The organism is Psychrobacter sp. N25K4-3-2, from assembly GCF_015351755.1.
GTDB lineage: Bacteria > Pseudomonadota > Gammaproteobacteria > Pseudomonadales > Moraxellaceae > Psychrobacter > Psychrobacter glaciei.
The window spans coordinates 599,433-624,867 of sequence record NZ_JADKLX010000002.1 but is presented as its reverse complement, the minus strand read 5'-3'; the positions used below and the strand labels follow the sequence as shown (position 1 = coordinate 624,867).

The following is a 25,435-nucleotide window of genomic DNA, read 5'->3' as shown; positions in this document are numbered from 1 at the left end:
ATAGCATACTTATATAAGGGTTAAAGATGACAGTTGAACGAGAGCCAGCGTTGGATGAAGTATTGCTTAAGCCCTTGGTTGAGGCTGCCCTCACCGAAGACTTGGGTCGACGCGGAGATGTGACTTCGCAAGCCACCATTCCCGCCGATATGCAGGCGCAGCTCCAGATTAAAGCACGGCAAGCAGGCGTGATCTGTGGTATGGATTTGGCGCGTCTGTCCTTTGCTTTGGTTGATGCGCAGATAGAGTTTATCGCTCAGGTCATCGATGGTGAGAAGGTTGATGCAGATACAGTATTGGCTATCGTACGTGGTAATGCACGTCATCTATTAACGGCAGAGCGTACGGCATTGAATTTCATGACGCATTTGAGTGGTATTGCGACGGCGACACAGCAGATTGTCGACACTGTGGCGGATTATCCTGCGCAAATTACCTGTACGCGCAAGACCATTCCCGGTTTACGTATCGTGCAAAAATACGCGGTGCGCTGCGGCGGCGGTCGCAACCATCGTTTGGGTTTAGATGATGCAATTTTAATCAAAGACAATCATATTGCTATTGCAGGCGATATTAAAACAGCTATCAAGCAAGCACAAAATTTCGCGGGCCATCTCATTTCGATTGAAGTGGAGGTCGATACGCTAGCGCAACTAGAGCAGGCTTTGGACGCTGGTGTGAGCTTGGTACTATTAGACAACATGTCACCTGAAATATTGTCGCAAGCAGTGGCCATGTGTAAAGGTCGCGCCAAGACGGAAGCCTCTGGTGGTATTACCCCTGAGACTGTGCAAGCAGTCGCAAAAACGGGTGTTGATTTTATCGCGATGGGTTATTTGACGCATAGTACCACTGCTCTAGATATCGGTCTTGATTTTAGTGCATAACGTTTGACTTTATATAGTCAGTTCAATATAAAAAAGAGACAGTGTGACTGATATAAATTTTTTGTCGCCTCTGTCTGCACAGGAATAGCAAGCAAGAAAAATTTGTACCAGTCACGCATTATAATGTCGTGTATCTATTTTATTTAGTATCGACTATAACGGGGTAACGAGCCGTTTTTATTGGCGACTATTGATACGATTATTTATCCGTTAGAAGTTGCTGAGCGATCTATGATAATCAGCTATTGCCGCTAATGCGCTTATATCAGAATGTTAAGCAAAGTTAATGATTTAATTAGCTTATCTGCCTATGCTACAATGTCACTGCTAACCGCCTATTGGTCATCGTTGCACTCGCACGATGGCCTTATCTTTTTGCCCAAGTTTTACCGATAGATAAGCGAGCGCTCAGTGGATACTGAAATTATTAAAATCATCTTAGCCTTTGTGGTTTTGATTAATCCTTTTGCAGCTTTGACGCTGTTTTTGGACTTGACGCGCGGCTACTCGATGATTGATCGACGTAAAGTAGCACGCATTGCCTGCTTGACTATTTTTATCACCATCAGCTTTTTCACCGTGGCAGGCGAGGTGCTTCTAAAGGCACTTGGTATCTCTATTGGCTCGTTTCAGTTGGCAGGCGGCATATTGGTATTTTTGATTGCCTTGAACATGATGAATGGCGATGGTAACCCCGCTAAGCCTGATCAAGAAAATTTCGATGTTGAATACGATAAACACGCACTACCAAGTACCGCCTCAGCAGTAGTACCACTGGCTATTCCTATGATGATTGGGCCGGGTGGTATCTCTACGGTTATTATTTATTCTTCTCAAGTTTCAGGCATATTGCGTGTTTCTGCGGTTATCGTTGCAGGTTTCTTAATCAGTCTTTTTTGTTATTTGGCATTGATGGCGGCAGGTCGTATTAGCCGTTTATTGGGTGATACTGGGCTTAATATCATGAGCCGAATCATGGGTATGTTATTGGCTGCGGTTTCTATTGAAATTATCGTCAATGGATTGCGTACGTTATTTCCTAACTTAATATAATAGCCTTTCTGAACATAGCTTTTGTTGAGCCTAAAAAAACCCAAACACGTTTATAGAATGTGTTTGGGTTTTTTGATTTTGACTGTACATTTATATGAATTTGACTATAGTCGGTTCAATTTAAAAGTGGTACAAGGCAACCAAGTGTAGATGTATATTTAATACCTCAAGCGAGGTTAACGCTGTAACGCTTTTATAGTGGATTGACTATAGCTGTTTTCTAACTTTGGTATAGATGCCAAGCCAAGTAAAACATCAATATACCCACCAAGGCATCAAGTATATTCCACGCTTTTGGCTTGGCAAACAGAGGTCTGAGTAAGCGTGCGCTATAGCCTAATGCAAAGAAGAAAAAGAATGAGGCACTGACAGCCCCAACCGCAAAGGCCAGTTTACTACTAGCGCCAGTTGAAACCATGCCAACGAGCACCAAGGTATCTAGATAGACATGTGGGTTGAGCCAAGTAAAGCCAAAGCAGAGCAATAGCGCCTTTTTTAAACTGGTCACAACTTGTCCGTCGACAGTCAGCGCATGGGATAGGCGTACACTGGCATACAAGCTTTGGAATCCATAGCCCAGCAAAAATATGACGCCTGCAATTTTGGCAATGTTGACGACTTGCGGATACTGAGCGGTCACCGCGCCAAAGCCCGCAACACCTGCAGAGATTAAAAACGCATCGCTGACCGCACAGAAGAGACAGATAAAAAAGATGTGCTCGCGTTTGAGTCCTTGTTTAAGCACAAAGGCATTCTGTGAACCAATCGCGATAATGAGCGATAATCCCAGCAAAAAACCAGAAATATAATCGGGTGCATTCATAACCATTTACTCAATGTTAAAGACCAAAACGTTGACGTTTGCTTACTGGCAGCGTGACAAAAAACTGTTAAGATAAGGGATTGAGTGGTCGAATGCAATCAGTAAATGGGCAAGGGGCAGAGCAGAACATGGTCGTAAGTTTGACAAGAATGTTACAGTCATTTGGGCAAGCTCAAGATGATTTGCCAACGCGAGCTGCCAAACATGTTCAGCAAGGCGCCATCGCTCCTAATGCAGAAGATGATGCCAGTCCTGCTGATAGTATTATCCACAATCAAGACAGTGCTCGTGATGAAAACGCCATTAGTGAGCGCTTACCACTGACTCCTCCTGAGCGTGCCGATCGTATCTGCCAAGCGTTATCACAAGTCAATGATATTCGGACGCCAACGCCACTGACCGATCGCTATTTGTCCAATCGTGCGGCGATGCGCCCGACCAACAGACCGCCTTTCGACCCCGATACCCTATGGTATCTCAAACATGGACGCTGTCCGATTATGACTGAGCTTATTGATGTGGTTGATGAGGCCACCCTAAATGCTATGCCTATAGAAGCTGTTGCGATACTAGATCGAATTAACGGCAAGCTCAAGCGTTACCGTGAGTGGAGCAGCGAGCTCAACGAGCAGCAACAGCAGCAACATAACGAGCGTCAGTTTGTCATCGACAAGTTGGTGTCAGAGAGCATTCCAGAAGCACTACATCATTATGAGCAGTTGCAACGTTTTAGTCCGCATCGCACCAAAAACACGATGATGCAGGGAAAAATGACCGCAGGCGACATGCTGACTGATTTGTTTTTAGAAATTGATTATGAGCTTGATGAGTTATTGGACGAGTTGCATCAAACGGTTATGAATCGTCTTGCCTCAACGCATCGTTATGTCAAAAGCCGTACGAAAAATTAATGTGTATTTATTTTAATGACTGCTATTAATTATCAGCTATGAGCAGTTAAATACATAACAATATGGGGCTTTAATAAAGCCTTATTTTTTTGTTTAATCTCATAGAGTTTAGAGTTTAGAGTTTAGAGTTTAGAGTTTAGAGTTTAGAGTTTAGAGTTTAGAGTTTAGAGTTTAGAGTTTTAAGGCTATCTAGAACAATAATAACTACGATGAATAATGAGGACAATCCTATGACCCAAGTAACGGCGATGTTAGTGATGTTTGTTTTATACGGGATGCTACCAGCAGCTGGGTTATATCTAGGATATCGTGGTATCAAAAAAGTGACCGCGCCAAAAATGCTTAAATATAAAGCGATGCCGCAGTTGGGTTATATTCCTGAAAAAAGCTTACCCATCGAAGTCAAAACAGCCCTTGACCAAATCAATGGAAAAGGCGAAAAGCTACGTGTCATTTATGGCGATACCAATAATGATGGCAAGATAGATGATAAAGACACAGTCAACGAAACCTATATTATGATTCAAAACTTGATGGACAGACATATTCCGCTAGCGGTAGCTGACTATCGACGCTTGCATGACTTAGATGTGGGGGATGGGGCGCTTGCTGATACCACTAAGATTAAGCATTCTAATGTCACTGGAAAAGAGGCGTTGCTAGACGTACTAAGTACCATTAATACTCAGTTTGGTGATTTGCTCAATGCCTCATATCACCAAGATGGACAAAAATTGCTCGCAACCAATCGCTATTTGCAACAGCGTTTTGATAATCCAATAGCCAGTACCCAAATTGAGCACTCTAGCAATCAAGAGATAGGCAATCACGGCAGTGGTGATGCTACCGGCAGTGCGATAGAAAACCCGAGTAATAAAGGCCCTAAAGCTGAAGACATTAAGTTATAAAATATCAAACGATCGATAAAGAATGATCAGTGCTAAACCGTCAGCCAGATGATTGAGCGATAAAGAGTAAGTTACAAAGAGTAAATATATATGAGCATATTAATCGGCATTGGGGTTGTGACAACCGTCACGGTCGTTTATTTGGGTAAAAAAGGCTGGCAAGCTTTGCATAAAGCCGTTGGTATTACGCCAGGTGTGCTTACTTATCAAGATTATGATGCGCCGCTATCACTATCTACGTTGTCACTATCTACTATAAAGTGGCAACAGCTTGATCTAAACAACAAGCATCTTCAAAGCTTATCAGAACAACACTTGCGCCAATTAAAACGTATCGATGAAAAAGTAAATCACTATCAACGCTATCAAAAAGCCCTGCAAGCGCAACATAAAATGCCCGAACTCACAGAAGCGCAGTTTGTGTTGCATAAGCTGCTGCATACTCGTTTGCTCGAAATGCTTGCCAGTCATTACCACCTAGTGAATGTGAATATAAATGCTCACAATGTGAGTAATGACAAGAAAGCAGAAGCGAGTGCGTTATTACAACAGGTATTCAATAATATTGAGCAGCGTTTAGATAATCTGTTAGAGCAAATGGACACGCAGCAGTTGCAAGATTTACGAGTCATGAAAAACTATATTAACAGTCATGATAGCTAAATATTGGGTTAGTAAAATTATTATAAAAAACGCATAAAAAAGCTGCCCATAATGAATATTTATGGGCAGCCTTTTTATGGTCTAATTTAAATCTATTGAAGGCTTAAATTAACGCTTGTCGTTGCGGTCACGGGTATTGCGTGTACCACGACTGGCAGGGCTAGCACTGCTTTTAGGCTTCGCGCTGCTGTTGCGATTGTCGCTACTACTGCGGCTGCTATCGCTACGACTGTCAGTAGTGCGACGTGCTTTAAGTGGTTTGTTTCTGATGCGCTCTTGTTTCTCTTTCGCCGCGCCATGTAGACCCGTACCATAACGTGGACGTAAGCTCACTAGGTCTGTTAAGGTATTGATGTCTTTTCTGTCGAGCTCTAAGAAACGACCGGTACGCAATTCTTTTGGTAATGCAATCGTGCCATAGCGCGTACGCAGTAGACGACTCACTTTTAGGCCTTGCGACTCAAATAAGCGACGTACTTCGCGGTTACGACCTTCTTTTAGCTGGACGTGATACCATTTATTGACGCCTTCACCGCCGCCTTCTTTGATATCTTCAAACTTTGCCGTACCATCTTCTAGCATGACGCCAGCTGTTAACGCACGCGCGATATCAGACGTCACTTCACCTAATACACGTACTGCGTATTCACGAGTGACTTCACCAGAGGGATGCATCAAGCGATGCGCCATTTCACCATCATTGGTAAACAATAACAGGCCTGTTGAGTTAATATCCAAGCGTCCGACCATGACCCAGCGATCATGAGTCAGCTTGGGCAGACGTTCAAAAACCGTTGGACGACCTTCTGGATCATTGGCAGAGCACACTTCACCTTCAGGCTTATAGTAAGCCAATACGCGGCGACGCTTCTCATTCTCAGCGGTATATTTAATCTGACGACCATCAACACGAATCTCATCGCCTGGTTCGACGCGATCACCGATGGTTGCTGGGCCGTTATTGACTGTTACGCGTCCAGATTTAATAACTTCTTCCATCTGACGACGTGAGCCAAGCCCCATGCGGGCGAGGGCTTTCTGTAATTTTTCATCTTTCATAATCATGTCCTTGAGTCGGTGGGTTTATTACATTTCTCAATGTAGAAATACAGCTAGGCTCGACAGTGGTGAAAAATAAATACATTACACTGCCGAGCCAAAAATTTGCAATGGCCATTTTACGCTATTTGTCGCTATTGTAGGGTTTTTTATTCATTATCAATTTATAGAATAAAATCGAGACGATAAGTAGGTTATCTATGCTAAAATGGTACATTGATCAAGAGTTTAGTAGACAAAAGGTAATTTATTCGGTACAAGCGGTGAAATATAGGCTAGATATTCAAGATTAGATGACAGCTGTTACTTTAAAAAACCAACAATTGTCTATTGCGCGCTAAAATAATTTTTGCTATGCCAACTTCTACCCTCACAATGCTTTTTTATTAAGTGTTGTGGGAATAGAGGTTATTTTTTTTATGTAACAATTAGATTTGATGGCTATAGTTCATCGTTATGATTTGAAGGGTTTTTATTATGCGCCAGTCTCTTAAGTTGTTGAGAGCGTCAAGTTTACTACTGATTACTTTATGGTCTGCTGGATGTGCGACAACAACCATCAATTCTGGTCTACAAGCAGGAGAATTGCCTCCAGTAGGTGATTTTACCGCTGAGAATGGTTTGCAATTCAATATTCAGCCGCTCAGTTTAGCGACCTTACCGGCGCCGCAAGTAAAGCGGCCTAGCAATGATGTTTATCAGCTCATCGCAAGCTCTAATAAAAAAGAATACCGTATCGCACAAGGCGATACTTTAAGCATTGTTCTAGTCGGTTACCCCGACATGGCAGCTGCCGGAGTCAATGGCTATCCTGTCGATCAGCAAGGCTTTGTACAGTTTCCTTTGGTAGGTCGAGTCAAAGCGTCAGGTCTGAGTGTCCCTCAGTTTACCGCCTCTCTACAGAGTAAGCTTCAACGCTTCCTAAAGTACTCCGATCCCCAAGTCAAAATTATCAACTATCGCGGTAATAAGTTCTTTATTGATGGTGAAGTCAGACAGCCTGGCGAGTTCGCTATTGATGATGCGCCCGTGTCGCTCTATAGTGCGATCTCTAAAGCGGGTGGGGCGACAGAAGTTGGAGATTCAAACAGCATCGTCCTAAATCGTAAGGGTCGCAATTACAATATTGGCCTAGCAGATTTGCGTCAGATAGGCGCCTCAGGTAATCAGATTTATATCCAAGACGGCGACTCTATTCATGTCAATAGTCAAAGCCGCAATACTGTCTACGTATTAGGCGAGTTTGGTCAAATAAAGCCTGTTCCTATCTTAGAGCAAGGATTGAGCTTGGCTCAAGTGTTGGGTGAGTCGCAAGGGCTCAATTCGTTTACCGCCAATGCCGCAAAAGTCTACATTGTGCGTGATAACTTAGAGTTTCGCCGCACCAATATCTATTATGTCGATATGCAGACCATCACTAATTTGGCACTTGCCAACCGTTTTGAGATGCAGCCCAACGACATTCTCTATGTCGATCCAACAGGGCTAACCCGCTGGAGTCGTGTTATCAACTCGCTGTTACCTTCTACTTCAGCAATCAGAAGCCTCTCAGGATTATAGGTACTCATCATGGCCTTTGACAATATTCTGGTGGTTTGCGTCGGCAATATTTGCCGTAGCCCTATCGCTGAAGCGGCATTGATACAACAATATCCTCATAAGACGATCGACTCTGCTGGACTCTCTGCTGTGGTCGGTAATGGTGCTGACCCTAATGCCTTAACGGTCATGTCAGCGCTAGGTATCGATATGTCGGCGCATATCGCCAAGCAAATTGATGAAGCGCTAGTGAAGCGTGCTGATTTGATTTTGACGATGTCTGATAATCAGAGTAAATGGATCGAGGACCGTTGGCCCCATTGCCGCGGCAAAACCTTCCGTATCGGGCACTGGATCGATCAAGATATTGCTGATCCGTATCGACATGAGCTCTCAGTATTTGAAGATGCTAGGCAAGATATCTTTGACAGCCTTAAACCTTGGGCTGATAAAATCAGCTAAGCATTTATTATCAATGGCTCGGTATCGAACCAACAATAAATAAGCCACTACTTTAAATGAATGAATTGACCTTATGACTACAGATTCGCCGAACACTTCCAAAACAACGATTGAAAAAGATGATGACGAGATCGATCTCATAGCGCTGTTTTTTGTACTATTACGGGGCTGGAAGATCGTGCTGTTCTTTGCATTGTTGGGACTAGCTATCGGCGTTTTGTACAGCCGCTATGTCAATCCTACCTTTAAGTCGGATGCGATGATACAGATAGAAGAAAACACTCAAGGCATTGCTGCTTTGGGCGAGAGTATTTCTGATCTGGTAGGCTCAGAGGCAAGTAAAGCGCAAACAGAAGCAGAGCTGATTAGATCGCGGATGATCTTGGAGCCTGTAGTCACTCTACTAAATTTACGTATTAAGCTGGCCGATCCTAATATCAGCGCTATCGATAAAATCAAGAATGATCGTATCGACACGCAGTTGAATACGCCTGAAGGGGTGTCCTTAGAGAGTGAAAAAGGACGCGTACAAGTCAGTCAATTCGAAGTGCCGCGTGCTTATCTTAATCGTGCATTTACCTTGACTCAGTCAGACACTGGATTTGTATTGAATGATGGCTTCGATGACTTTGAAGGTCAAATTGGCAAGTCGCATAGATTCAATGGTAATGAAGGTCAGATCTATATCACCGTCAATGAGCTACCTGAAGAGAGCTATCCGATCACTATCAGTCAGCAATCGCTAAAAGCGACGACAGACAGTCTCAACAGTGCTTTATCGGTGGTCGAGAAAGGTAAGCAGACTGGCATTATCCAGCTGTCTATGACTGGTAAGAGCCAAGAGCAAGTCACTAACGTCCTGAATCAAATCGTCCTCTCTTACATTGATCAGAATCAATCGCGTGGCTCAGAAGAAACTACTAAGACGCTAACCTTTATGGAAACTCAGATTCCAGCATTGAAGAAAAAACTAGAAAACTCTGAGGCAGTATTCAATGAGTTCCGTAAAGAGTATGGCACTATCGATGTGGCCAAAGAAGCAGAGCTGCTACTCACTGAAAACTCGCAAATCGATACGCAGCTCAATGAGCTAAAGCTCAAAAAAGCAGATCTGACGACTTACTATACCAATGAGCATCCCTTAGTCGTACAAATAAACGAGCAGTTAGCGGTGCTCAACAGCCGTCAGCAAGAGATCGACGAGACGGTCGCCGACTTACCTGAGCTTCAAAGAGAGTTTTTGAAGCTATCAGAAGATACGGCGATCAATAGAGAGATCTACCTCACGCTCCTCAAAAACTATGAACAGCTCAAAATCGTCAAGGCCGGTCAGATTGGCTTTGCACGTATTGTTGATTTGCCTATTAGCACTTATAAGGCGATTGCCCCCAAAAAGCTACAAATCATTGTTTTGGCGCTATTACTGGGCGCTATGCTAGGCACAATGCTCGTGCTATTAAAGAATCTACTTAGAAACGTAGTTAAAGATCCTGAGCGTCTTGAGACTAAGACTAGTGTACCGGTGATTGCAACGATACCGCGCTCGCCACTATTATCGAGAATCGGGAAGAATAAACACGCCAGCACACGTCTATTGACTCATGTCGATCATAATAGCTTGAGCTACGAGGCAATAAAGAGCCTAAGAACGAGCCTGATATTCTCAATGCCAAAACAAGCCAATACGTTTAATGAGATGAGCGCTAGCAATCAGGCTGTTGTTAATCAGCGCGGCAAAGTGATCTTAGTCACTAGTGAAAGTCCAAACGTCGGTAAATCATTTATCACTGCTAACTTATCAGAAGTCCTCTCACAGCTAAACAAAAAAGTGCTAGTGATGGATGCCGATATGCGTCTAGGCGCGCTGCATAAAGTATTTAACTTGAGTCAAGATCAAGGTCTATCAGACTATCTGAGTGAAGGCAGCAGTCGTTTAGCCAAGATGAATACGGCCGCCTTAGCGTCTACTACTAGTGATTTGGATATTGAGAGCTTTATTCGTCAGACGGGTATCGATGATATCGACTTTATGCCGCGTGGTTGCCATCCACATAATCCAGCTTCGCTACTGATGAGTGAGAGATTCGCGCAATTGATGACGACACTAAAGGCTAAGTATGACTATATCGTCATCGATACGCCGCCAGTGCTCGCCGCTTCAGACGCGATAATCCTATCGCAGTACGTGGATAAAGTACTGCTGGTCGCGCGCTATGACAAGTCGATAGAAGGGCAGGTCACTTATGCGGTCAAGCAAATGAATAAATCCAATGTACAAGTTGATGGCATTATCCTCAATGATGTCCAGCAAGGTCTAATGGATAAGTATAGCTATCACTATCACTATACTTATGGTGATAACAAAAACTAATTATTAATTATTAATTATTATTTCTGCTTCATTGTTCGTATGACGTTCTTCACTTAAATGGTTGTTTGTTATGTCTATAGAATCATCCTTGTATCAGACTGACCAAAGGGCAGATGTCAAAGGGCCACAGCGTATCGCGGACTACTTGTTAGCGCTGTCACGCAATAGCAAACGAGCCGTTTTGTTAGTGGCTGACTTGGTGATGTCTGTGATCTGCCTATATTTGGCGATAGCCATGCGCTATGGCGATATGGATAATCATATCGGTTTGCTTGCGCTGTGCTTATACGCAGTAGTACCGATCATCAGCTTATATGCTATTGGCTTTTATAAGGGTATTGCTCGTAGTTTCTTCGGTGCACTGATGGGTAGCGTCTTACAGCTATTCTTTGTATTGATCGTCGCCGCTCAAGTCGTCCTCTATTTCAATCCAATACCAGGTATGCCGCGCGCTGTGCCTATGCTGTATTTATTCTTATTCTTTATTTGGTTATGGAATAGTCGTCTGACTATCAGAGAGCTATTAGCCCGCTTGCAAGGGCAACGTCCACAGCGTCGTCGTATAAATGACTATGACAATGTACTGATCTACGGAGCTGGTGAAGCCGGAAAAGAGCTGTTAGAGGGTCTAAGAAACTCGCATAAGTATCATATCGTTGGGTTTGTCGATGATGATGCGCAGCTTACGGATGCTTATTTACTCGGCAAACGTATCTATAATGCTGACACGCTCGTAGAGACTGTCTCAAAGCTCGATATCGCGCAAGTGTTCTTAGCGATGCCGTCTATTAGCCGCGCCCGTAAGAGAGAGATCATCGATAAGCTCGCTGGTATCTCTATTAAGATCAAAGAACTGCCAAGCTTAAAGGAGATCGTCGATGGCAAAGTTACTGTCAGTAGTATGCGTCAAGTCGATATTCTCGATGTGCTCAATAGACAGACGGTCGAGCCTAATGAGCGCTTATTACGGCAGAATATTACGAATAAATGTGTACTCGTCACTGGTGCTGGCGGCTCTATCGGTAGTGAGCTGTGCCGGCAGATTATTAAGAATAAGCCTAAGTATCTGGTGCTCTATGAGCTATCGGAGTACGCGCTCTATAGTATCCATCAAGAGCTGATCGCCAAAATCGCCAGCAAGGTGATCTATAAAGATATAGAGTTAGTGGCAGTTATCGGTAATGTGACCAATGAGGCCAATCTGGTCAGAATATTTAAGTGTCATCAGATCCAGACGGTGTATCATGCCGCAGCCTATAAGCATGTGCCTATCGTCGAGCATAACCCGTTTGAGGGAGCCATAAACAACAGCAAGGGTACGTATCACTGCGCTCGCGCGGCTATCGAGGCAAAGGTTGAGACCTTTGTACTGATCTCTACTGATAAAGCGGTGAGACCGACTAACGTGATGGGCGCGACTAAGCGTCTAGCGGAGCTGGTCTGTCAGGGCCTCAGTCAAGATGCCAATAATAATCAAACTTGTATCAGTATGGTGCGCTTCGGTAATGTGCTCGGCTCATCTGGCTCAGTGGTTCCCGTCTTTACCAAACAAATCGAGCAGGGCAAAGCCATTACGGTCACCCATCCTGATGTGACGCGCTATTTTATGACGATACCGGAAGCAGCGAATTTAGTCATTCAGGCCGGGGCGATGGCGAGGGGTGGTGAGGTGTTTGTGCTTGACATGGGTGCTCCGGTGAAGATCGTCGATCTCGCCCGCCGTATGATACATCTGAGTGGCTATGAGCCGAAAGATGAGGAGAATCTGGATGGCGATATAGAGATCATATTTACTGGTCTCAGACCGGGTGAGAAGCTCTACGAGGAGTTGATCATCGGTGAGGATAATGTACAAGATACCGATCATCCGCTGATCATGCAGGCGATGGAGCATTGCTTTGCGCTAACGGACATTGAGGAGACTTTGTATCAGCTCAAAGATAAGGCAGAGCAGCATGATGTGGCATGGCTCAAGCAGCAGTTCAAGCATTTTGTGTCGGGGTATCAGGATGGTACACCGATGATAGAGACAACTCGCAATAGCGATAATACATCGACTAATAAAAGCACCAAACAGACCGCTAGAACTCTTGAATCAGCAATGGAATCGTAAGTAATGACTAAGATGAATGAGATGCATAGTATTAAAAATCTGAAAATCGCAGTAATCGGTCTGGGCTATGTGGGTCTGCCACTAGCGGTTGAATTCGGTAAGCAGCACTCGGTCATTGGCTTCGATATCAATGCCAGTCGTATCGCTGCGCTAAATAACGGTACTGACCATACCTTAGAAGTGAGCGATGAGGAGTTAGCACAAGCGACTCATTTAAGCTATAGCTCAGATATCAATGAGCTAAAAGACTGCAACTTCTTTATCGTTACGGTGCCTACGCCGATCGATGCCTATAAGCAACCAGATTTAACACCACTGATAAAAGCATCAACCGCGATTGGCAGTATTCTCAAACCAAACGATATCGTGGTGTATGAGTCAACGGTATATCCGGGCGCGACAGAAGAAGTCTGTATTCCGGTATTGGAGAAGGTCTCTGGGCTAGTATTTAATACAGATTTTTATGCTGGTTATAGCCCAGAGCGCATCAATCCGGGCGATAAAGAGCACCGCGTGACTAATATTTTAAAAGTAACGGCAGGCTCTACCCCAGAAATCGCAGATTTCATTGATGAGGTATATAACCTAATTATCACGGCAGGCACACACAAAGCACCAAGTATTAAGGTGGCAGAAGCGGCAAAAGTAATTGAGAACACTCAAAGAGATGTAAATATTGCTTTAATCAATGAGTTGGCCGTTATTTTTAATAAGATGAATATTGATACCGAAGCCGTGTTAGAAGCAGCGGGTACTAAGTGGAACTTTTTGCCATTTCGTCCGGGCTTGGTAGGCGGGCACTGTATCGGCGTTGATCCTTATTATTTGACGCATAAAGCACAGTCTCTCGGTTTACATCCTGAAATTATCTTAGCAGCACGTAGACTAAACGATAGAATGGGTGAATATATAGCTACCCAATTAATTAAAGAGATGGTTAAGAAGCGTATACAAGTTATTGGTTCTAAGATTTTAGTTATGGGGCTAAGTTTTAAAGAAAATTGCCCTGATATAAGAAATACAAAGATTATTGATATGGTTAATGCTTTAAAGGAATACGATTTAGATATTGATGTGTATGATCCCTGGGTTGATTGTAAAGACGTTGAACTTGAATATGGATTGAAGCCAATAGATGTACTTCAAATAGAAACATATGATGCAATAATAATTGCACTAGGTCATAAACAGTTTAAAGCTATGAGTATCGGAGAAATAAAAGCTCTGGGTAAGCGTGAGCATGTAATTTATGATCTAAAGTATATATTCTTTAATGATTCAACTGATTTACGTTTGTGAAAAAATCTATCAAGAAAGAGAGTGATATTTGAAAAATTTCTTCTATTTGATTGGCGGGACTAGCATAGCACAACTAGTAATAATATTAGCCTCGCCAATATTAGCTAGAGTATTTACACCTGAAGATTTTGGCAGTTTTGCTATCTTAACTACGGTAGTATATATTTTAACAGCTTTATCTTGTTTAAGATTAGATGTTGCAATACTGTCTTCTAGAAGTGATTTAGAATTGAGCTGGCTGTTTAAGAAATCATTAACCATTTTAGTAACTATGATAATGTTTATTACTTTGATACTATTTGCTTTCTATTATTTGATAGGTTCGTACTTAGAAATATTAATATTTATACCTCTTATGGTTTTTTTATCAGGGTTTTTTAATATATTAAACAACTTAACTTTAAGGTTGCAGAACACACATCTAAATGCAAAGTCGAAGATTATGCAAAGTGGTGGTGGAGCTTTAAGTCAATTGATATTGGGTTTCCAAGGGTTAGGTTTCAAAGGAATGGTCTTAGGGCAAATACTAGGCTTTGTTTACAGTATCACCTATCTCACTAAAAAAAATTTTTTACACTTTAAAAATATTTTTTTTGTCAGTAATAAAAGCTATAAAATTATAGATTATAAAAAATATATAATTTATGATTCTATAGGTGCTGTTTTCTCTGTAGTCGCTAATCATATACCCACCCTACTAATTAGTCTCTTATTAGGAAAAAGTTTTGGCGGTAGTTATTACATGGCATATAGAGTGCTTATGCTACCAGTAGCAGTAATTTCTATAAGTATTTCACAGTTTATCGGATCTAAATATACAGAGTGGAAAAGCAAAGGTGTATATCACAAAAATTTAAGCAAAATACTATATTGTTTGAGCGTATTAGTTTTCATTCCTAGTTTTTTACTAATAGATTTTTTACCAGATATATTTTCTTATGTCTTAGGAGGTCAATGGGTTCTAGCAGGAGAAATAGCTGCTATATCCATAATTTGGATTGCAGTGAAATTTATATTTGAGTCTCTGGTTATAACTTTTTCACTGGATAATGGCCAGAAAATAGGATTGCTTTTCCAGGCTTTCTTAACCTTAGTACGAGTTAGTGCAATTTTCATTGGATGGAGGTTAGGTTTAGATTCTTTTATAATAATGAAAATTTTTTGTATAATAAGTTTTTTGTCTTATTTTTTTGGATTGATTCTTATATCGTTTATTAATAAAATAAACATGTTGCTTTCGATTAAAAGTTTTGCGATAGGTGTTACTGGATATTTTTTTATATATATAGCAAGCGACAATTTTTTATTAAAGCTAATATTTTTAGGTATTTATACTTTAATATGGGCTTTCTTATCTAGAAATATGTTAAAAATAGCCAAAGATATTCTATTATGAAAATAAATAAAAATATTTTCTATTATTATTTTATTGCGTTTTTATTGTTAATTAACTTGATATCTGGAGGTGTTGTACCTTTAGGTCAGGATCAATCCAAAGACATAGTTAAGATGTCTTTATTGATAATAAATATTTTAGTAATACCTATGCTAGGAATTAAAAAATGTGATTTCAAGGTGTTAACTATTTATTTTTGCATTGCTTTTTTTACTCTAATAGCTTCTTCTTTAAGAACTAAAGAGCTTATGTATACTATAGAAAAATTAGATGCTATATTACTTGGTGTTCCTTTTTCGGTTTTAATAATATTAGGGCTGTATAATAAAATCGGTCTCATTGAACTTTTAAAAATATTAGTGAAAGTAGGTTTTTTATTGCTTTTAGCTACTTTTTTTTATAAGCTCATGTTTGGTTTTTGGGATAGAAATACGAGGTTTTTTCTTAATGGAGCCAATGTTTTTGGCTGGCTTATGGGTCTATATTTCTTAGCTTCTATATATATATATAGTATACATAGATTGAAATTATTTTTGTTTTTTAGTTTTTTCTTTCTTTTAGGTATATTCTGGTCTGAATCTAAGGGTACTTTATTATCATCTTTATTATGTGTCTTAATGATAGTATTTACACAATTTGAAGGTAGAAAAACCAAGACATTAGTGTTCTCTATTATAAGCCTATTTATTTTTTTTAACCAATTTATGCAAGAATATATTCAAAGTCATTATCCTGGTTCAAGATTGCTAGCTATCTTTAGGATTTTTAATGGAGAATTACAGGAGAGTGATCAGGGGTCGATAGGTGTGAGAAGTGAACTATTTTCTGAAGCTACTAATTTTTTTATAGATAATCCAATATTTGGTATTGGTTTAGGAAACTTTAAAGCTTACTCTATATCTGGTTTTGACTACCCTCACAATGCGCACATTGAAATATTTGCTGAAAATGGTATTTTTTTAGGTATTTTATATTTAGTGTTTTTATCTTACGCACTATCTGTATCAAGAGGATTCTTGAGAATTATTATTATTTATTTTCTAATGGTATGTACTTTTAGTGGAGATCTTGGCTATCTAAGATTTGCTTTTGTTTTTATGTTATTAAGTATTTGTATTAAGAATCAACTAAAATATTATGGTTACAGAATCAACCAAGCTATAGGATAGTAAATGAAAATTATTTACCTGCATCAATATTTTAATACACCTGAAATGTCAGGCGGTACACGCTCATACGAGATGGCTAAACGTATGGTTGCTGCTGGACATGAAGTACATATGGTTACTAGCTATAGAGAAGAGAAGAAAGAGTATACTAACTGGTTTACTACTGATGAATCTGGTATTAAAGTACACTGGTATCCAGTACCTTACTCTAATCATATGAGCTACATTCAGCGCATTTCGGCTTTCTTTTCTTTTGCTTTTGCGGCACAGAAGAAATCAGCTTCGCTGCAAGGTGATGTGGTTTTTGCTACCAGCACACCATTGACCATTGCATTGCCAGCAGTGTTTACTGCTCGTAAATTGAAAGTACCTATGGTCTTTGAGGTACGAGATCTATGGCCTGAAATGCCTATTGCAATGGGAGCATTAAAGAGTTCAAAAATGCAGTTTCTTGCCAAGAAATTAGAAAGTTGGGCTTATCAGAACTCTGCTGCAGTTATTGCATTGTCACCTGGCATGAAAGCAGGAGTTATAAAAACGGGTTATCCGGAAAAACAAGTCGCAGTTATTCCAAATAGCAGCGATAACTTAGTGTTTGTACACGATGAAGAAGCTGTGAAGAAATTTCGTGCAGATCGTGTGTGGCTAGGTAATAAACCTTTGCTTATTTATGCAGGAACTTTTGGAAAAGTTAACGGCGTTGATTACATAGTGAAAATAGCAAAAGAATTAAAAAAAATAGATTCTAATATAAGAATTTTATTAGTTGGAGAGGGACGAGAAAAATTAGATGTAATCATGGAAGCTAAAGGGGCAGGAGTATTTGAGGAAAACGTTTTTTTTGAGCCTGCTATGGTTAAAAAAGATATGCCTATTTTATTTAGTGCTGCAACTATGACATCTAACTTAGTTACAGACATGCCGGAAGCAAGAGCAAACTCTGCCAATAAGTTTTTTGACTCTTTAGCTGCTAGTAAGCCTATATTGCTAAACCATGGTGGCTGGATGCATGAAATAGTAAACTCCCATAATTGTGGATTAGCTATGTGGCAACAACCAATAGAGCTAGTAGCAGAGCAGCTTCATGAGAAGATGAATAATGATGAATGGCTCAAACAAGCAGCAGTATTGGCAAAAAAATTAGCAGTGAAAGAGTTCGATCGTGATTTGTTAGCAGAGCAATTAATTTCTGTAATTAGTTCAGTGGTTGAGAAAAAAAGCATTAATGCTTCTGATATTGCTCCAGGTATTTATTAATAGCTCTATTTCACTTAAGAGCATTTGTAATAAAAATGATTTTCAATAAATTAGTTTGATCTAATTAAAGAAATAGGCTTACTAGGAGCCAATAATGATAAAACGCCTATTCGATATCACCGCCGCCAGTGCTGCCTTAGTTGTACTTTCTCCGGTCTACGCTATTACTGCTTACAAAGTCAGTAAAAACCTAGGCTCGCCAGTATTATTCCGTCAGACGCGCCCCGGGCTGTATGGCAAGCCCTTTGAGATGATCAAGTTTCGCACTATGAGAGATGCTGTAGATGAAGAGGGTAATCCACTAGAAGATAGTGAACGCCTCACCTCATTTGGGAAAGCACTGCGCAATAGTAGTCTCGACGAGCTACCTGAGCTATGGAATGTGCTAAAGGGTGATATGAGCTTAGTCGGACCACGCCCATTATTGATGGAGTACCTGCCGCTATATAGTAAAGAACAAGCACGTCGTCATAATGTGCGCCCCGGTATTACGGGTTATGCGCAAGTGAATGGTCGTAATGCCATTGGTTGGGATAAAAAGTTTGCGCTAGACACTTGGTATGTAGACAACCAATCGCTTTGGTTAGATATCAAGATACTGTTTAAAACGGTAAAAAAAGTGCTGATTAAAGACGGTATTAGCGCCGATGGTGAAGTAACAATGAGTAAATTTACTGGTTCTCAAAACAAATCAGCTCTAGAAAATAGCTATGAGTAAGCTATTTGCCGTCTATGGCGCATCAGGCTGTGGTCGTAGCTTGATGCTAGTTGCTGTTGAGCAGTTACAGAGGTTAGATGGTGACGTAGATAGCCAAATCGTATTCATTGACGATGTATTGGACGAAGATACTAATGTCAACGGCTATACGGCGATGAATTATGAAAAATTTAAAAGTATAGATAGCGACGATAAATTTGTCCTGATCGCCATTGCTAATAGCCGTATTCGCCAAAAGATAGCAAATAAATTATCTAAAGATGGTATCTCACTGTGGACAGCACAGGCAACGACTACCTTAATAATGGATGGAGTCAGTATTGATGCCGGTGCAGCGCTCAGTCCCTTTGTCACTATCGCTGCTAATGTCACTATCGGTAAATGCTTCCATGCTAACCTCTATAGTTATGTAGAGCACGACTGCATAATCGGTGACTATGTTACCTTTGCACCGCGTGTCAGCTGCAATGGCAATATTCATATCCATGATCATGCTTACATCGGCGCAGGGGCAGTTATCAAGCAGGGTACGCCTGATAAGCCATTAATTATTGGTAAAGGCGCTATCGTCGGCATGGGTGCTGTGGTTACGAAAGATGTCCCAGCTGGAGCAGTCGTAGTTGGTAATCCTGCAAGGCCACTCAATAAATAAAAACAAGATTTTCTATCAGAATCGAATATCTCGTTATAAGTTATTAATCGTCAATGATGAATCATCAATTATAAATCAGTACTATTGAGGTAACTATGCTAAACACTCCGTTTTCACCTTGGCCCAGTTTCACTCAGATTGAGGCTGATGCTGTCAGTCAAGTCTTGTTATCTAACAAAGTCAATTACTGGACTGGGCAAGAGGGTCGTCAGTTCGAGCGTGAGTTTGCCGAGTGGGCAGATAGTGAATATGCGATTGCCATGGGTAATGGTACGCTAGCATTAGACGTTGCATTACAGGCGCTTAGTATTGGCGCAGGCGATGAAGTCATCGTCACCCCGCGTACCTTTATAGCCAGTATCTCCTCTGTCGTCAATGCTGGAGCAACTCCTGTGTTTGCTGATGTTGACGAAGCAACAGGTAATATCACCCCTGAGACCATCGCTGCGGTACTGAGTGCTAAGACCAAAGCCATCGTTTGTGTTCATTTAGCTGGTTGGCCTTGTGATATGGACGGTATCATGGCACTGGCAGATGAGCGTAATTTGTATGTGATCGAAGACTGTGCTCAAGCGCATGGCGCAAAGTATAAAGGTCATAGCGTCGGTAGTATCGGTCACATCGGGGCTTGGAGCTTTTGCCAAGATAAGATTATGACCACTGGCGGTGAGGGCGGTATGGTCACCACTAATGATGAATCGCTATGGCGCAAAATGTGGGCGTATAAAGACCATGGTAAGAGCTATGCGGCTGTCTATGAGACTGAGCATCCACCGGGTTATCGCTGGCTGCATGAGAGCTTCGGTACCAATTGGCGTATGACGGAGATGCAAGCCGTGATCGGGCGTATCCAACTGACGCGCATGAGCGATTGGACAGCTAAGCGCACTGATAACGCCCAAGCGATATTAGCGGCATGTGCTAAATGGCACTCCAAAGGCTATCTTTCTGTACCCAGATTGGAAGAGTCACTCGACTTTGTAGACTGTATTCATGCCTATTATAAGCTCTATGTCTATGTGCAGCCAGACAACCTACCTGATGAGTGGTCACGTGACCGTATTATTGAAGAGATTGCTAACCAAGGTGTGCCTTGCTTCTCTGGCTCGGCCTCAGAGGTGTATTTAGAAAAAGCCTTTGATGGCAGTGGTCTGCGTCCAGAGTCTAGATTACCAATAGCAAAGCAGCTGGGAGAGACCAGTTTGATGTTCTTGGTTCACCCTACGCTGACGACAGTAGAGATTGAGCAAACCGTTCAAGCGATTGATAGGGTGTTTGGCTCAATGACTGTGTGAACGTCAGCGAAAGTTTTACTAGGGCGTGTTTAAGCCCGCTAGTGACAGTTTTTTTTGATAAGCAGTATCTGTAACCTAACCTCCATAATCAAAGAGTGATTAATCAGGTATAAAAAGTTAAATGTGCTACTGGTTTTTAGGGTGTTATCGACAGCATCGATGCTGACGTCAGCACAGAATCTCTACATGAACGACCTAAAACTCAAGGAGGATCTTGATTGGTTAAATACCCAAGGTGTGACGCAGATCAGTACCAGTACTTGGCCATTGACGGCTAATCAGATTAAACGTGGGTTACCGTCTGCCAATGCGCAGACAGTAGCACAGCAGCAGGTATTACAGTCGATACAGACTAGGCTTGCGCAAAACCGTGACTCTCTTGTCAAAGCCTCTGCTGGAGTGTACCTACAGACAGATCGAAAGCTGTTTCCACAGACATTCACAGATGATCAGCTCGCTGGTCAACAAGCCACCGTAGGGGTGTCGCTTAGCGAAGCACAGTGGGAGTTTAATCTGCAAGCCAATGTAAAGAACGATGAGCTGATCGATGATGACTCTGATGTCAGTTTTAAGGGTTCTTATATCGCTGGTATGGTGGCTAATCAATGGCTGATAGCGGGTAAAATACCAGCATGGTGGGGTCTAGGGCAGGATGGTAGTCTCATTCGAGGAGATGCTAGCATTCCAGTTACAGGGATTACTATGCAGCGTGATACGCAAACCGCACCGAATTATAAATATCTGAATTGAGTCGGTCCTTGGCAGTATCAGCTGTTTGCTGGTCAGCTCGACGATTATGAGGCCATTCCAGACACCAAGCTATTTGGGGTACGACTGACTGCCAGTCCATTACCTTGGCTAGAAGTAGGCGCGTCCCGTACGTTTATGTGGGGCGGCGAAGGTCGACCTGAGAGCTTAAGCTCCTTTGGTGATGCACTACTAGGAACTAGAGACAATGATACCTCAGTAGGTGACACTGATAACGATCCTGCCAATCAGCTAGGTGGCTTTGATGCACGACTGAGTCTTATGCCTTTGGTTAACATACCCGCTGGTGTCTACGCTCAGTATGTAGGTGAGGACGAGGCAGGCGGTCTGCCATCTAAAAAACATGTATCTCGCTGGTGCAGACTATGCTTCTGAGGCTTATGGCAAGCCTTATCAGCTTTATACTGAATATACAGATACGCGTACTGGCGGTGAATCACGTGGCATATCTTATGATCATGGTACTTATACCGATGGCTACTATCAGCAAGGCTATCCACTTAAACATGCGTTAGGCGGCGATGCTGAGAGTATTGCGGCTGGTGGTCGATTGTGGCTGGTGGTCGATTGTGGCTAGATGAGCGTATGACTGTCGACTGAATTGAGGACATGCCCTAATACAGGCTAGGATTTTTAGACGTAGGCAGGTACAATATCAGTATAAATCACACCTTGATTAAGGATAAGACAGGCATGCAAAGTATTTGCGCGCGCTGTCTTTATTTTTTTATATCGTACCCTCTATTGGAGTTACTATGTCTACCGCGCCTACTGCCCAAGAGTCCGCCACCGTTTTAGATGGCAAAGCACTTGCCAAACAAATAGAACAGCAACTACGCGTGCGCGTGGATACGATCAAGGATAAGACGGGACGCACCCCAAGCCTTGCGACGATATTGGTCGGTGATGATCCAGCTTCTGCCACTTATGTCCGTATGAAAGGTAATGCCTGTAAGCGTGTTGGTATGGACTCTATACGTGTTGAGATGCCGAGTATCACGACCACTGAGCAGCTCTTGGCTAAGATAGATGAGCTCAATAATAATCCTGATGTCCATGGCATCTTGCTACAACATCCTGTTCCTGAGCATATCGATGAGCGTGCTTGCTTTGAGCAGATCGACTTGGCAAAAGACGTCGATGGCGTGACTTGTCTTGGCTTTGGTCGGATGGCGATGCAGCAGTCTGCTTATGGCTCATGCACACCGCAGGGCATCATGCATTTATTAGAGCATCATGGTATCGAGCTGGCAGGTTTGGAGGCCGTGGTCGTAGGGCGTAGTGCTATCTTAGGTAAGCCAATGGCGATGATGCTACTGAATGCCAATTGTACCGTAACTATCTGTCATTCAAGAACTCAAGACTTAGCGGCACATATCAAGCGTGCAGATATCGTTGTTGGTGCTGTCGGTGTGCCTGAATTGATTAAAGCGGAGTGGATCAAAGCTGGCGCGGTAGTTATTGATGCAGGCTTCCATCCTACAGATGATGGCGGTGTTGGTGATATTGAAATGCAAGGTGTGGAAAATATTGCCAGTGCTTATACGCCAGTGCCAGGCGGCGTTGGCCCAATGACCATCAACACGCTGATTCGCCAAACGGTCGATGCAGCTGAAAAATCAGCCGGATTGAACGCTGGCTAAAAAGATAGTCATACGAATACTGATTGCCGATAGATAAGGGGTCTGAGTCTCCATAGTACAAAGACTCAGGCTAAATCAACCACATCTCAGTTGATAGGACTTAAACATGGCTAAAAAAAACGTAGGTATTCACGAGCGACTGCAAGGTATTGGTAGAGAGTTTGTCGATGTCTGTCATTACGTTATTTTATTTTTAATCAGTGTGGTTGTCGTTTGGACCGCCGGTAAAGAGTTCGTTGGTATTATTCAAAAAGGCTCAGCAGATTTAAAAGATATCTTGATGCTATTCATTTATCTTGAGCTGCTCGCTATGATAGGAATTTATTTTAAAACCCATCGTCTGCCAGTACAGTTTTTGATATTTATTGCGATCACCGCTTTGTCACGGCACTTGGTGGTTGATGTGCAGGCGGTCTCAGACTATTTTCATTTATGGCTATTAGCGACGATTTCTGTCGCCATCATGCTATTGAGTGGCTCTATCGTAGTACTAACGTGGACGGCAAAAACATTCGGTCGTCCAGAGGACAATCTCGATAAACAGCATGCCAATCTAACGGTTAAAGCACTGTTGCCTGATAATGCCCAAGCGCCTGATAGTCATACCAAGCACCGCCGTGAATAATATCAGTAGTACGTGATGGTTCGATATTACTTTTCACTGACTATAGTTGTTGAGCATCATAAAAAAGGCTACCAGTGGTAGCCCTTTTTTATGCACGGCACTTTATGTCACAACCATTTAAGTCTCTTAAAGTTGTAGTACAAGTAACTACACAAAGCGATAATAACAGTCATGATAACAAGGTACGAGTACTTCCAATGCAGCTCGGGCATAAAGTCAAAGTTCATCCCATAAATACCAGCGATTGCTGTGGGTACGGCTAAGATACCTGCCCATGCCGCAAGCTTACGTACGACTTCGTTCTGTCCCATATTGACCATGGCCATATAGGTATTCATCACCACGCTGAGCATTTCATTGAGACCATTGATGGCATCTAGCGAGTGCAAAAGGTGATCGTTGACATCGCGAAAGTAAGGTTTTGCCGCTTGAGAAAACCCTGAGACCAGCTCACTTTTTTTGTGATTAATAAAAAAGCTACAGATGTCTTGCACGGGCAAAATAATGGCGCGCATATGTACTAGCTGAGATTTGAGCTCGTAAAGATTTTTTAGAGTGCCTTTGTCAAACTCATAGGTAAAGACATAGCGCTCTTGCTCGCGCAAATATCGACCCAACCGATCGGTGATCGGCATATAATTATCCACGATAAAATCGAGTATGGCATGCAGTACAAATATAGGGCCCATACGTAGCTTTTCAGGGCGACGGTGACAATGTTCGCGGACAGGCGCGTAGGAGTTTGACGGACCATTACGGATGGTAATCAGGTAGTTTTTGCCCATGAATATCGCGGTGGTGCCATAACGAATGACATTGTCCTCTAACTTCGCCGTACGCAGTACCACAAACACCATGTCATTGTCGTAGTTTTCGACTTTGGCACGTTGATGATCGGCAAAAGCATCTTCAATCGCCAATTCATGTAGACCAAAGGCTTCTTTTACTTTGACCATAGTTTCTAGACTGGGATCGTAGAGACCGAGCCAAATAAACTGACCATTATTGTTTAGCGCCCGACTGACATCATTGAGCGCTACTGTATCGAGATTTTCCCCAGTTTTACGGGAGTAGGCATAGCAGCTGACCACCTCATCCTCACTTGATGAGTCAATATCCTCATAGCGTTCAGAGTCGGGATCGTAGACCGTCATGGTCTCGATGGTGTCCTCAGTCGTGGCAGCGGCATCACCATAGATATAGCTATCATCATCGTCTAGATAGAGATGCTTGTCACTCATGCTGGCATAGATATGATCCATATTGGAGTCAGGTGCAATATGAGCCGTTTTTTTAATCAATTGATTATTATCATTTTCCATATACTTTCCTGTCATATAATAAAAAACTTCAATAATCCAAATTTGTCGTAAACGCTGCTATCGTTTGCTCACCTTAGCTATAGGGCATAGCTTTTTAGGGTTTCAATATCGACTAAGCTTAATAAGCTTTCATGACAAGCTTCTAGCTTTATTTGTGGCGCGATATCGAAATCTAACGCTTCGACCCAGCGCAGCGCACAGATACACCAGTAATCACCAGGCTGTAAACCAGCAAAATTGTACTCAGGTAGCGGAGTGATAAGATCGTTGCCACGGCTGGCGGAGAAGTTTAAAAACTCGCTGGTCATCTTGGCACAAACGGTATGTTGACCGACATCGTGATTGCCAGTATGACAAAAGCCATTGCGATAAAAGCCGGTAATAGGGTCAAAGCAACAGCTGGCAAGGGCAGTGCCTAAGACGTTGCTTTGGTTAGTGGCTGGGTTTGGGTGGTAATCAGATGACATAAGGCTTCCGAGATAAAAATATAGGGTAGTGTACC

At 42.2% G+C, this 25,435-nt stretch carries 23 protein-coding genes and 1 pseudogene; 20 read left to right on the top strand and 4 right to left on the bottom strand.

Annotation, left to right across the window (positions count from 1 at the left end):
- The first annotated feature begins 26 nt into the window (after positions 1–26).
- Positions 27–887 (top strand): carboxylating nicotinate-nucleotide diphosphorylase, encoded by an 861-nt coding sequence (gene nadC / locus IOD06_RS07630; RefSeq protein WP_194620310.1) that lies wholly within the window; start codon positions 27–29, stop codon positions 885–887.
- Positions 888–1,298: 411 nt separating this feature from the next.
- Entirely contained in the window at positions 1,299–1,940 is a 642-nt protein-coding gene (locus IOD06_RS07625; protein ID WP_194620308.1) for a MarC family protein, read from the top strand.
- Positions 1,941–2,160: 220 nt separating this feature from the next.
- Here the strand turns inward: IOD06_RS07625 and IOD06_RS07620 are convergent, their stop codons facing one another.
- The gene (locus IOD06_RS07620) at positions 2,161–2,763 is read right to left on the bottom strand and encodes a LysE/ArgO family amino acid transporter (RefSeq protein WP_194620306.1); all 603 of its coding nucleotides are present in this window, start codon (positions 2,761–2,763) and stop codon (positions 2,161–2,163) included.
- Positions 2,764–2,855: 92 nt separating this feature from the next.
- Between IOD06_RS07620 and IOD06_RS07615 the strand changes: the two genes are divergently transcribed.
- From IOD06_RS07615 to IOD06_RS07605, 3 genes are all read left to right on the top strand, one after another.
- A complete protein-coding gene (locus IOD06_RS07615) occupies positions 2,856–3,674 on the top strand; it encodes a hypothetical protein (RefSeq protein WP_227669948.1) in 819 nt (272 codons plus the stop codon).
- Positions 3,675–3,904: 230 nt separating this feature from the next.
- Entirely contained in the window at positions 3,905–4,582 is a 678-nt protein-coding gene (locus tag IOD06_RS07610) for a hypothetical protein (RefSeq protein WP_194620304.1), read from the top strand.
- 90 nt (positions 4,583–4,672) lie between these two features.
- Complete coding sequence (locus IOD06_RS07605) at positions 4,673–5,245, top strand: hypothetical protein (RefSeq protein ID WP_194620302.1); 573 nt, start codon at positions 4,673–4,675, stop codon at positions 5,243–5,245.
- Between the two features lie 108 nt (positions 5,246–5,353).
- Here the strand turns inward: IOD06_RS07605 and rluB are convergent, their stop codons facing one another.
- Positions 5,354–6,304 (bottom strand): 23S rRNA pseudouridine(2605) synthase RluB, encoded by a 951-nt coding sequence (gene rluB, locus IOD06_RS07600; RefSeq protein ID WP_194620300.1) that lies wholly within the window; start codon positions 6,302–6,304, stop codon positions 5,354–5,356.
- Between the two features lie 477 nt (positions 6,305–6,781).
- On the opposite strand from rluB, the gene IOD06_RS07595 reads away from it, so the two are divergent.
- The 15 genes and pseudogenes from IOD06_RS07595 (at position 6,782) to IOD06_RS07530 (ending at position 23,611) form a co-directional block, all read left to right on the top strand.
- Complete coding sequence (locus IOD06_RS07595) at positions 6,782–7,864, top strand: polysaccharide biosynthesis/export family protein (protein ID WP_227669947.1); 1,083 nt, start codon at positions 6,782–6,784, stop codon at positions 7,862–7,864.
- Between the two features lie 9 nt (positions 7,865–7,873).
- On the top strand, positions 7,874–8,305 hold the full coding sequence (locus IOD06_RS07590) for a low molecular weight protein-tyrosine-phosphatase (RefSeq protein WP_194620298.1): 432 nt from the start codon (positions 7,874–7,876) through the stop codon (positions 8,303–8,305).
- 73 nt (positions 8,306–8,378) lie between these two features.
- Positions 8,379–10,676, top strand: a complete 2,298-nt coding sequence (locus IOD06_RS07585) for a polysaccharide biosynthesis tyrosine autokinase (RefSeq protein ID WP_194620296.1) — start codon at positions 8,379–8,381, stop codon at positions 10,674–10,676.
- Positions 10,677–10,746: 70 nt separating this feature from the next.
- Positions 10,747–12,789, top strand: coding sequence for a nucleoside-diphosphate sugar epimerase/dehydratase (locus tag IOD06_RS07580; RefSeq protein ID WP_194620294.1), 2,043 nt, complete (start codon positions 10,747–10,749; stop codon positions 12,787–12,789).
- A 21-nt stretch (positions 12,790–12,810) separates the two neighbouring features.
- Positions 12,811–14,088: a Vi polysaccharide biosynthesis UDP-N-acetylglucosamine C-6 dehydrogenase TviB gene (gene tviB / locus IOD06_RS07575; protein ID WP_194620435.1), complete on the top strand. Its 1,278-nt coding sequence runs from the start codon at positions 12,811–12,813 to the stop codon at positions 14,086–14,088.
- Between the two features lie 28 nt (positions 14,089–14,116).
- A complete protein-coding gene (locus IOD06_RS07570) occupies positions 14,117–15,484 on the top strand; it encodes an oligosaccharide flippase family protein (RefSeq protein ID WP_194620292.1) in 1,368 nt (455 codons plus the stop codon).
- The gene (locus IOD06_RS07565; protein WP_194620290.1) at positions 15,481–16,653 is read left to right on the top strand and encodes an O-antigen ligase; all 1,173 of its coding nucleotides are present in this window, start codon (positions 15,481–15,483) and stop codon (positions 16,651–16,653) included. The genes IOD06_RS07570 and IOD06_RS07565 overlap by 4 nt, the downstream gene beginning before the upstream one ends.
- Positions 16,654–16,656: 3 nt before the next feature.
- Positions 16,657–17,910, top strand: a complete 1,254-nt coding sequence (locus IOD06_RS07560) for a glycosyltransferase family 4 protein (protein ID WP_194620288.1) — start codon at positions 16,657–16,659, stop codon at positions 17,908–17,910.
- Positions 17,911–18,004: 94 nt separating this feature from the next.
- Positions 18,005–18,628, top strand: coding sequence for a sugar transferase (locus IOD06_RS07555; RefSeq protein ID WP_194620286.1), 624 nt, complete (start codon positions 18,005–18,007; stop codon positions 18,626–18,628).
- Positions 18,621–19,280, top strand: coding sequence for an acetyltransferase (locus tag IOD06_RS07550; RefSeq protein ID WP_194620284.1), 660 nt, complete (start codon positions 18,621–18,623; stop codon positions 19,278–19,280). Before IOD06_RS07555 ends, IOD06_RS07550 begins: the two co-directional genes overlap by 8 nt.
- Before the next feature lie 95 nt (positions 19,281–19,375).
- Positions 19,376–20,575, top strand: a complete 1,200-nt coding sequence (locus IOD06_RS07545; protein ID WP_194620282.1) for a DegT/DnrJ/EryC1/StrS aminotransferase family protein — start codon at positions 19,376–19,378, stop codon at positions 20,573–20,575.
- 159 nt (positions 20,576–20,734) lie between these two features.
- A pseudogene (locus IOD06_RS07540) lies at positions 20,735–21,718 on the top strand (capsule assembly Wzi family protein).
- Positions 21,651–21,920 (top strand): capsule assembly Wzi family protein, encoded by a 270-nt coding sequence (locus IOD06_RS13740; RefSeq protein ID WP_320157426.1) that lies wholly within the window; start codon positions 21,651–21,653, stop codon positions 21,918–21,920. The pseudogene IOD06_RS07540 and the gene IOD06_RS13740 overlap by 68 nt, the downstream one beginning before the upstream one ends.
- 178 nt (positions 21,921–22,098) lie before the next feature.
- Positions 22,099–22,986 (top strand): bifunctional methylenetetrahydrofolate dehydrogenase/methenyltetrahydrofolate cyclohydrolase FolD, encoded by an 888-nt coding sequence (gene folD, locus IOD06_RS07535; RefSeq protein WP_194620280.1) that lies wholly within the window; start codon positions 22,099–22,101, stop codon positions 22,984–22,986.
- Positions 22,987–23,092: 106 nt separating this feature from the next.
- Positions 23,093–23,611 carry a phosphate-starvation-inducible protein PsiE gene (locus IOD06_RS07530; protein ID WP_189586515.1) on the top strand — a complete coding sequence of 173 codons (519 nt, stop codon included), beginning with the start codon at positions 23,093–23,095 and terminating at the stop codon, positions 23,609–23,611.
- A gap of 107 nt (positions 23,612–23,718) precedes the next feature.
- On the opposite strand, the gene corA is transcribed toward IOD06_RS07530, so the two are convergent.
- The gene (corA, locus tag IOD06_RS07525) at positions 23,719–24,933 is read right to left on the bottom strand and encodes a magnesium/cobalt transporter CorA (protein ID WP_189586518.1); all 1,215 of its coding nucleotides are present in this window, start codon (positions 24,931–24,933) and stop codon (positions 23,719–23,721) included.
- 77 nt (positions 24,934–25,010) lie between these two features.
- The gene (locus tag IOD06_RS07520) at positions 25,011–25,400 is read right to left on the bottom strand and encodes a DUF2237 family protein (protein ID WP_189586521.1); all 390 of its coding nucleotides are present in this window, start codon (positions 25,398–25,400) and stop codon (positions 25,011–25,013) included.
- Positions 25,401–25,435 lie beyond the last annotated feature (35 nt).

What these genes read in the sequence shown, in the direction of transcription:
- nadC (WP_194620310.1), top strand. Translation starts at nt 27, where the DNA reads ATGACAGTTGAACGAGAGCCAGCGTTGGATGAAGTATTGCTTAAGCCC.
- IOD06_RS07620 (WP_194620306.1), bottom strand. Translation starts at nt 2,763, where the DNA reads ATGAATGCACCCGATTATATTTCTGGTTTTTTGCTGGGATTATCGCTC.
- IOD06_RS07615 (WP_227669948.1), top strand. Translation starts at nt 2,856, where the DNA reads ATGCAATCAGTAAATGGGCAAGGGGCAGAGCAGAACATGGTCGTAAGT.
- IOD06_RS07610 (WP_194620304.1), top strand. Translation starts at nt 3,905, where the DNA reads ATGACCCAAGTAACGGCGATGTTAGTGATGTTTGTTTTATACGGGATG.
- IOD06_RS07605 (WP_194620302.1), top strand. Translation starts at nt 4,673, where the DNA reads ATGAGCATATTAATCGGCATTGGGGTTGTGACAACCGTCACGGTCGTT.
- rluB (WP_194620300.1), bottom strand. Translation starts at nt 6,304, where the DNA reads ATGAAAGATGAAAAATTACAGAAAGCCCTCGCCCGCATGGGGCTTGGC.
- IOD06_RS07595 (WP_227669947.1), top strand. Translation starts at nt 6,782, where the DNA reads ATGCGCCAGTCTCTTAAGTTGTTGAGAGCGTCAAGTTTACTACTGATT.
- IOD06_RS07590 (WP_194620298.1), top strand. Translation starts at nt 7,874, where the DNA reads ATGGCCTTTGACAATATTCTGGTGGTTTGCGTCGGCAATATTTGCCGT.
- IOD06_RS07585 (WP_194620296.1), top strand. Translation starts at nt 8,379, where the DNA reads ATGACTACAGATTCGCCGAACACTTCCAAAACAACGATTGAAAAAGAT.
- IOD06_RS07580 (WP_194620294.1), top strand. Translation starts at nt 10,747, where the DNA reads ATGTCTATAGAATCATCCTTGTATCAGACTGACCAAAGGGCAGATGTC.
- tviB (WP_194620435.1), top strand. Translation starts at nt 12,811, where the DNA reads ATGCATAGTATTAAAAATCTGAAAATCGCAGTAATCGGTCTGGGCTAT.
- IOD06_RS07565 (WP_194620290.1), top strand. Translation starts at nt 15,481, where the DNA reads ATGAAAATAAATAAAAATATTTTCTATTATTATTTTATTGCGTTTTTA.
- IOD06_RS07560 (WP_194620288.1), top strand. Translation starts at nt 16,657, where the DNA reads ATGAAAATTATTTACCTGCATCAATATTTTAATACACCTGAAATGTCA.
- IOD06_RS07555 (WP_194620286.1), top strand. Translation starts at nt 18,005, where the DNA reads ATGATAAAACGCCTATTCGATATCACCGCCGCCAGTGCTGCCTTAGTT.
- IOD06_RS07550 (WP_194620284.1), top strand. Translation starts at nt 18,621, where the DNA reads ATGAGTAAGCTATTTGCCGTCTATGGCGCATCAGGCTGTGGTCGTAGC.
- IOD06_RS07545 (WP_194620282.1), top strand. Translation starts at nt 19,376, where the DNA reads ATGCTAAACACTCCGTTTTCACCTTGGCCCAGTTTCACTCAGATTGAG.
- folD (WP_194620280.1), top strand. Translation starts at nt 22,099, where the DNA reads ATGTCTACCGCGCCTACTGCCCAAGAGTCCGCCACCGTTTTAGATGGC.
- IOD06_RS07530 (WP_189586515.1), top strand. Translation starts at nt 23,093, where the DNA reads ATGGCTAAAAAAAACGTAGGTATTCACGAGCGACTGCAAGGTATTGGT.
- corA (WP_189586518.1), bottom strand. Translation starts at nt 24,933, where the DNA reads ATGGAAAATGATAATAATCAATTGATTAAAAAAACGGCTCATATTGCA.
- IOD06_RS07520 (WP_189586521.1), bottom strand. Translation starts at nt 25,400, where the DNA reads ATGTCATCTGATTACCACCCAAACCCAGCCACTAACCAAAGCAACGTC.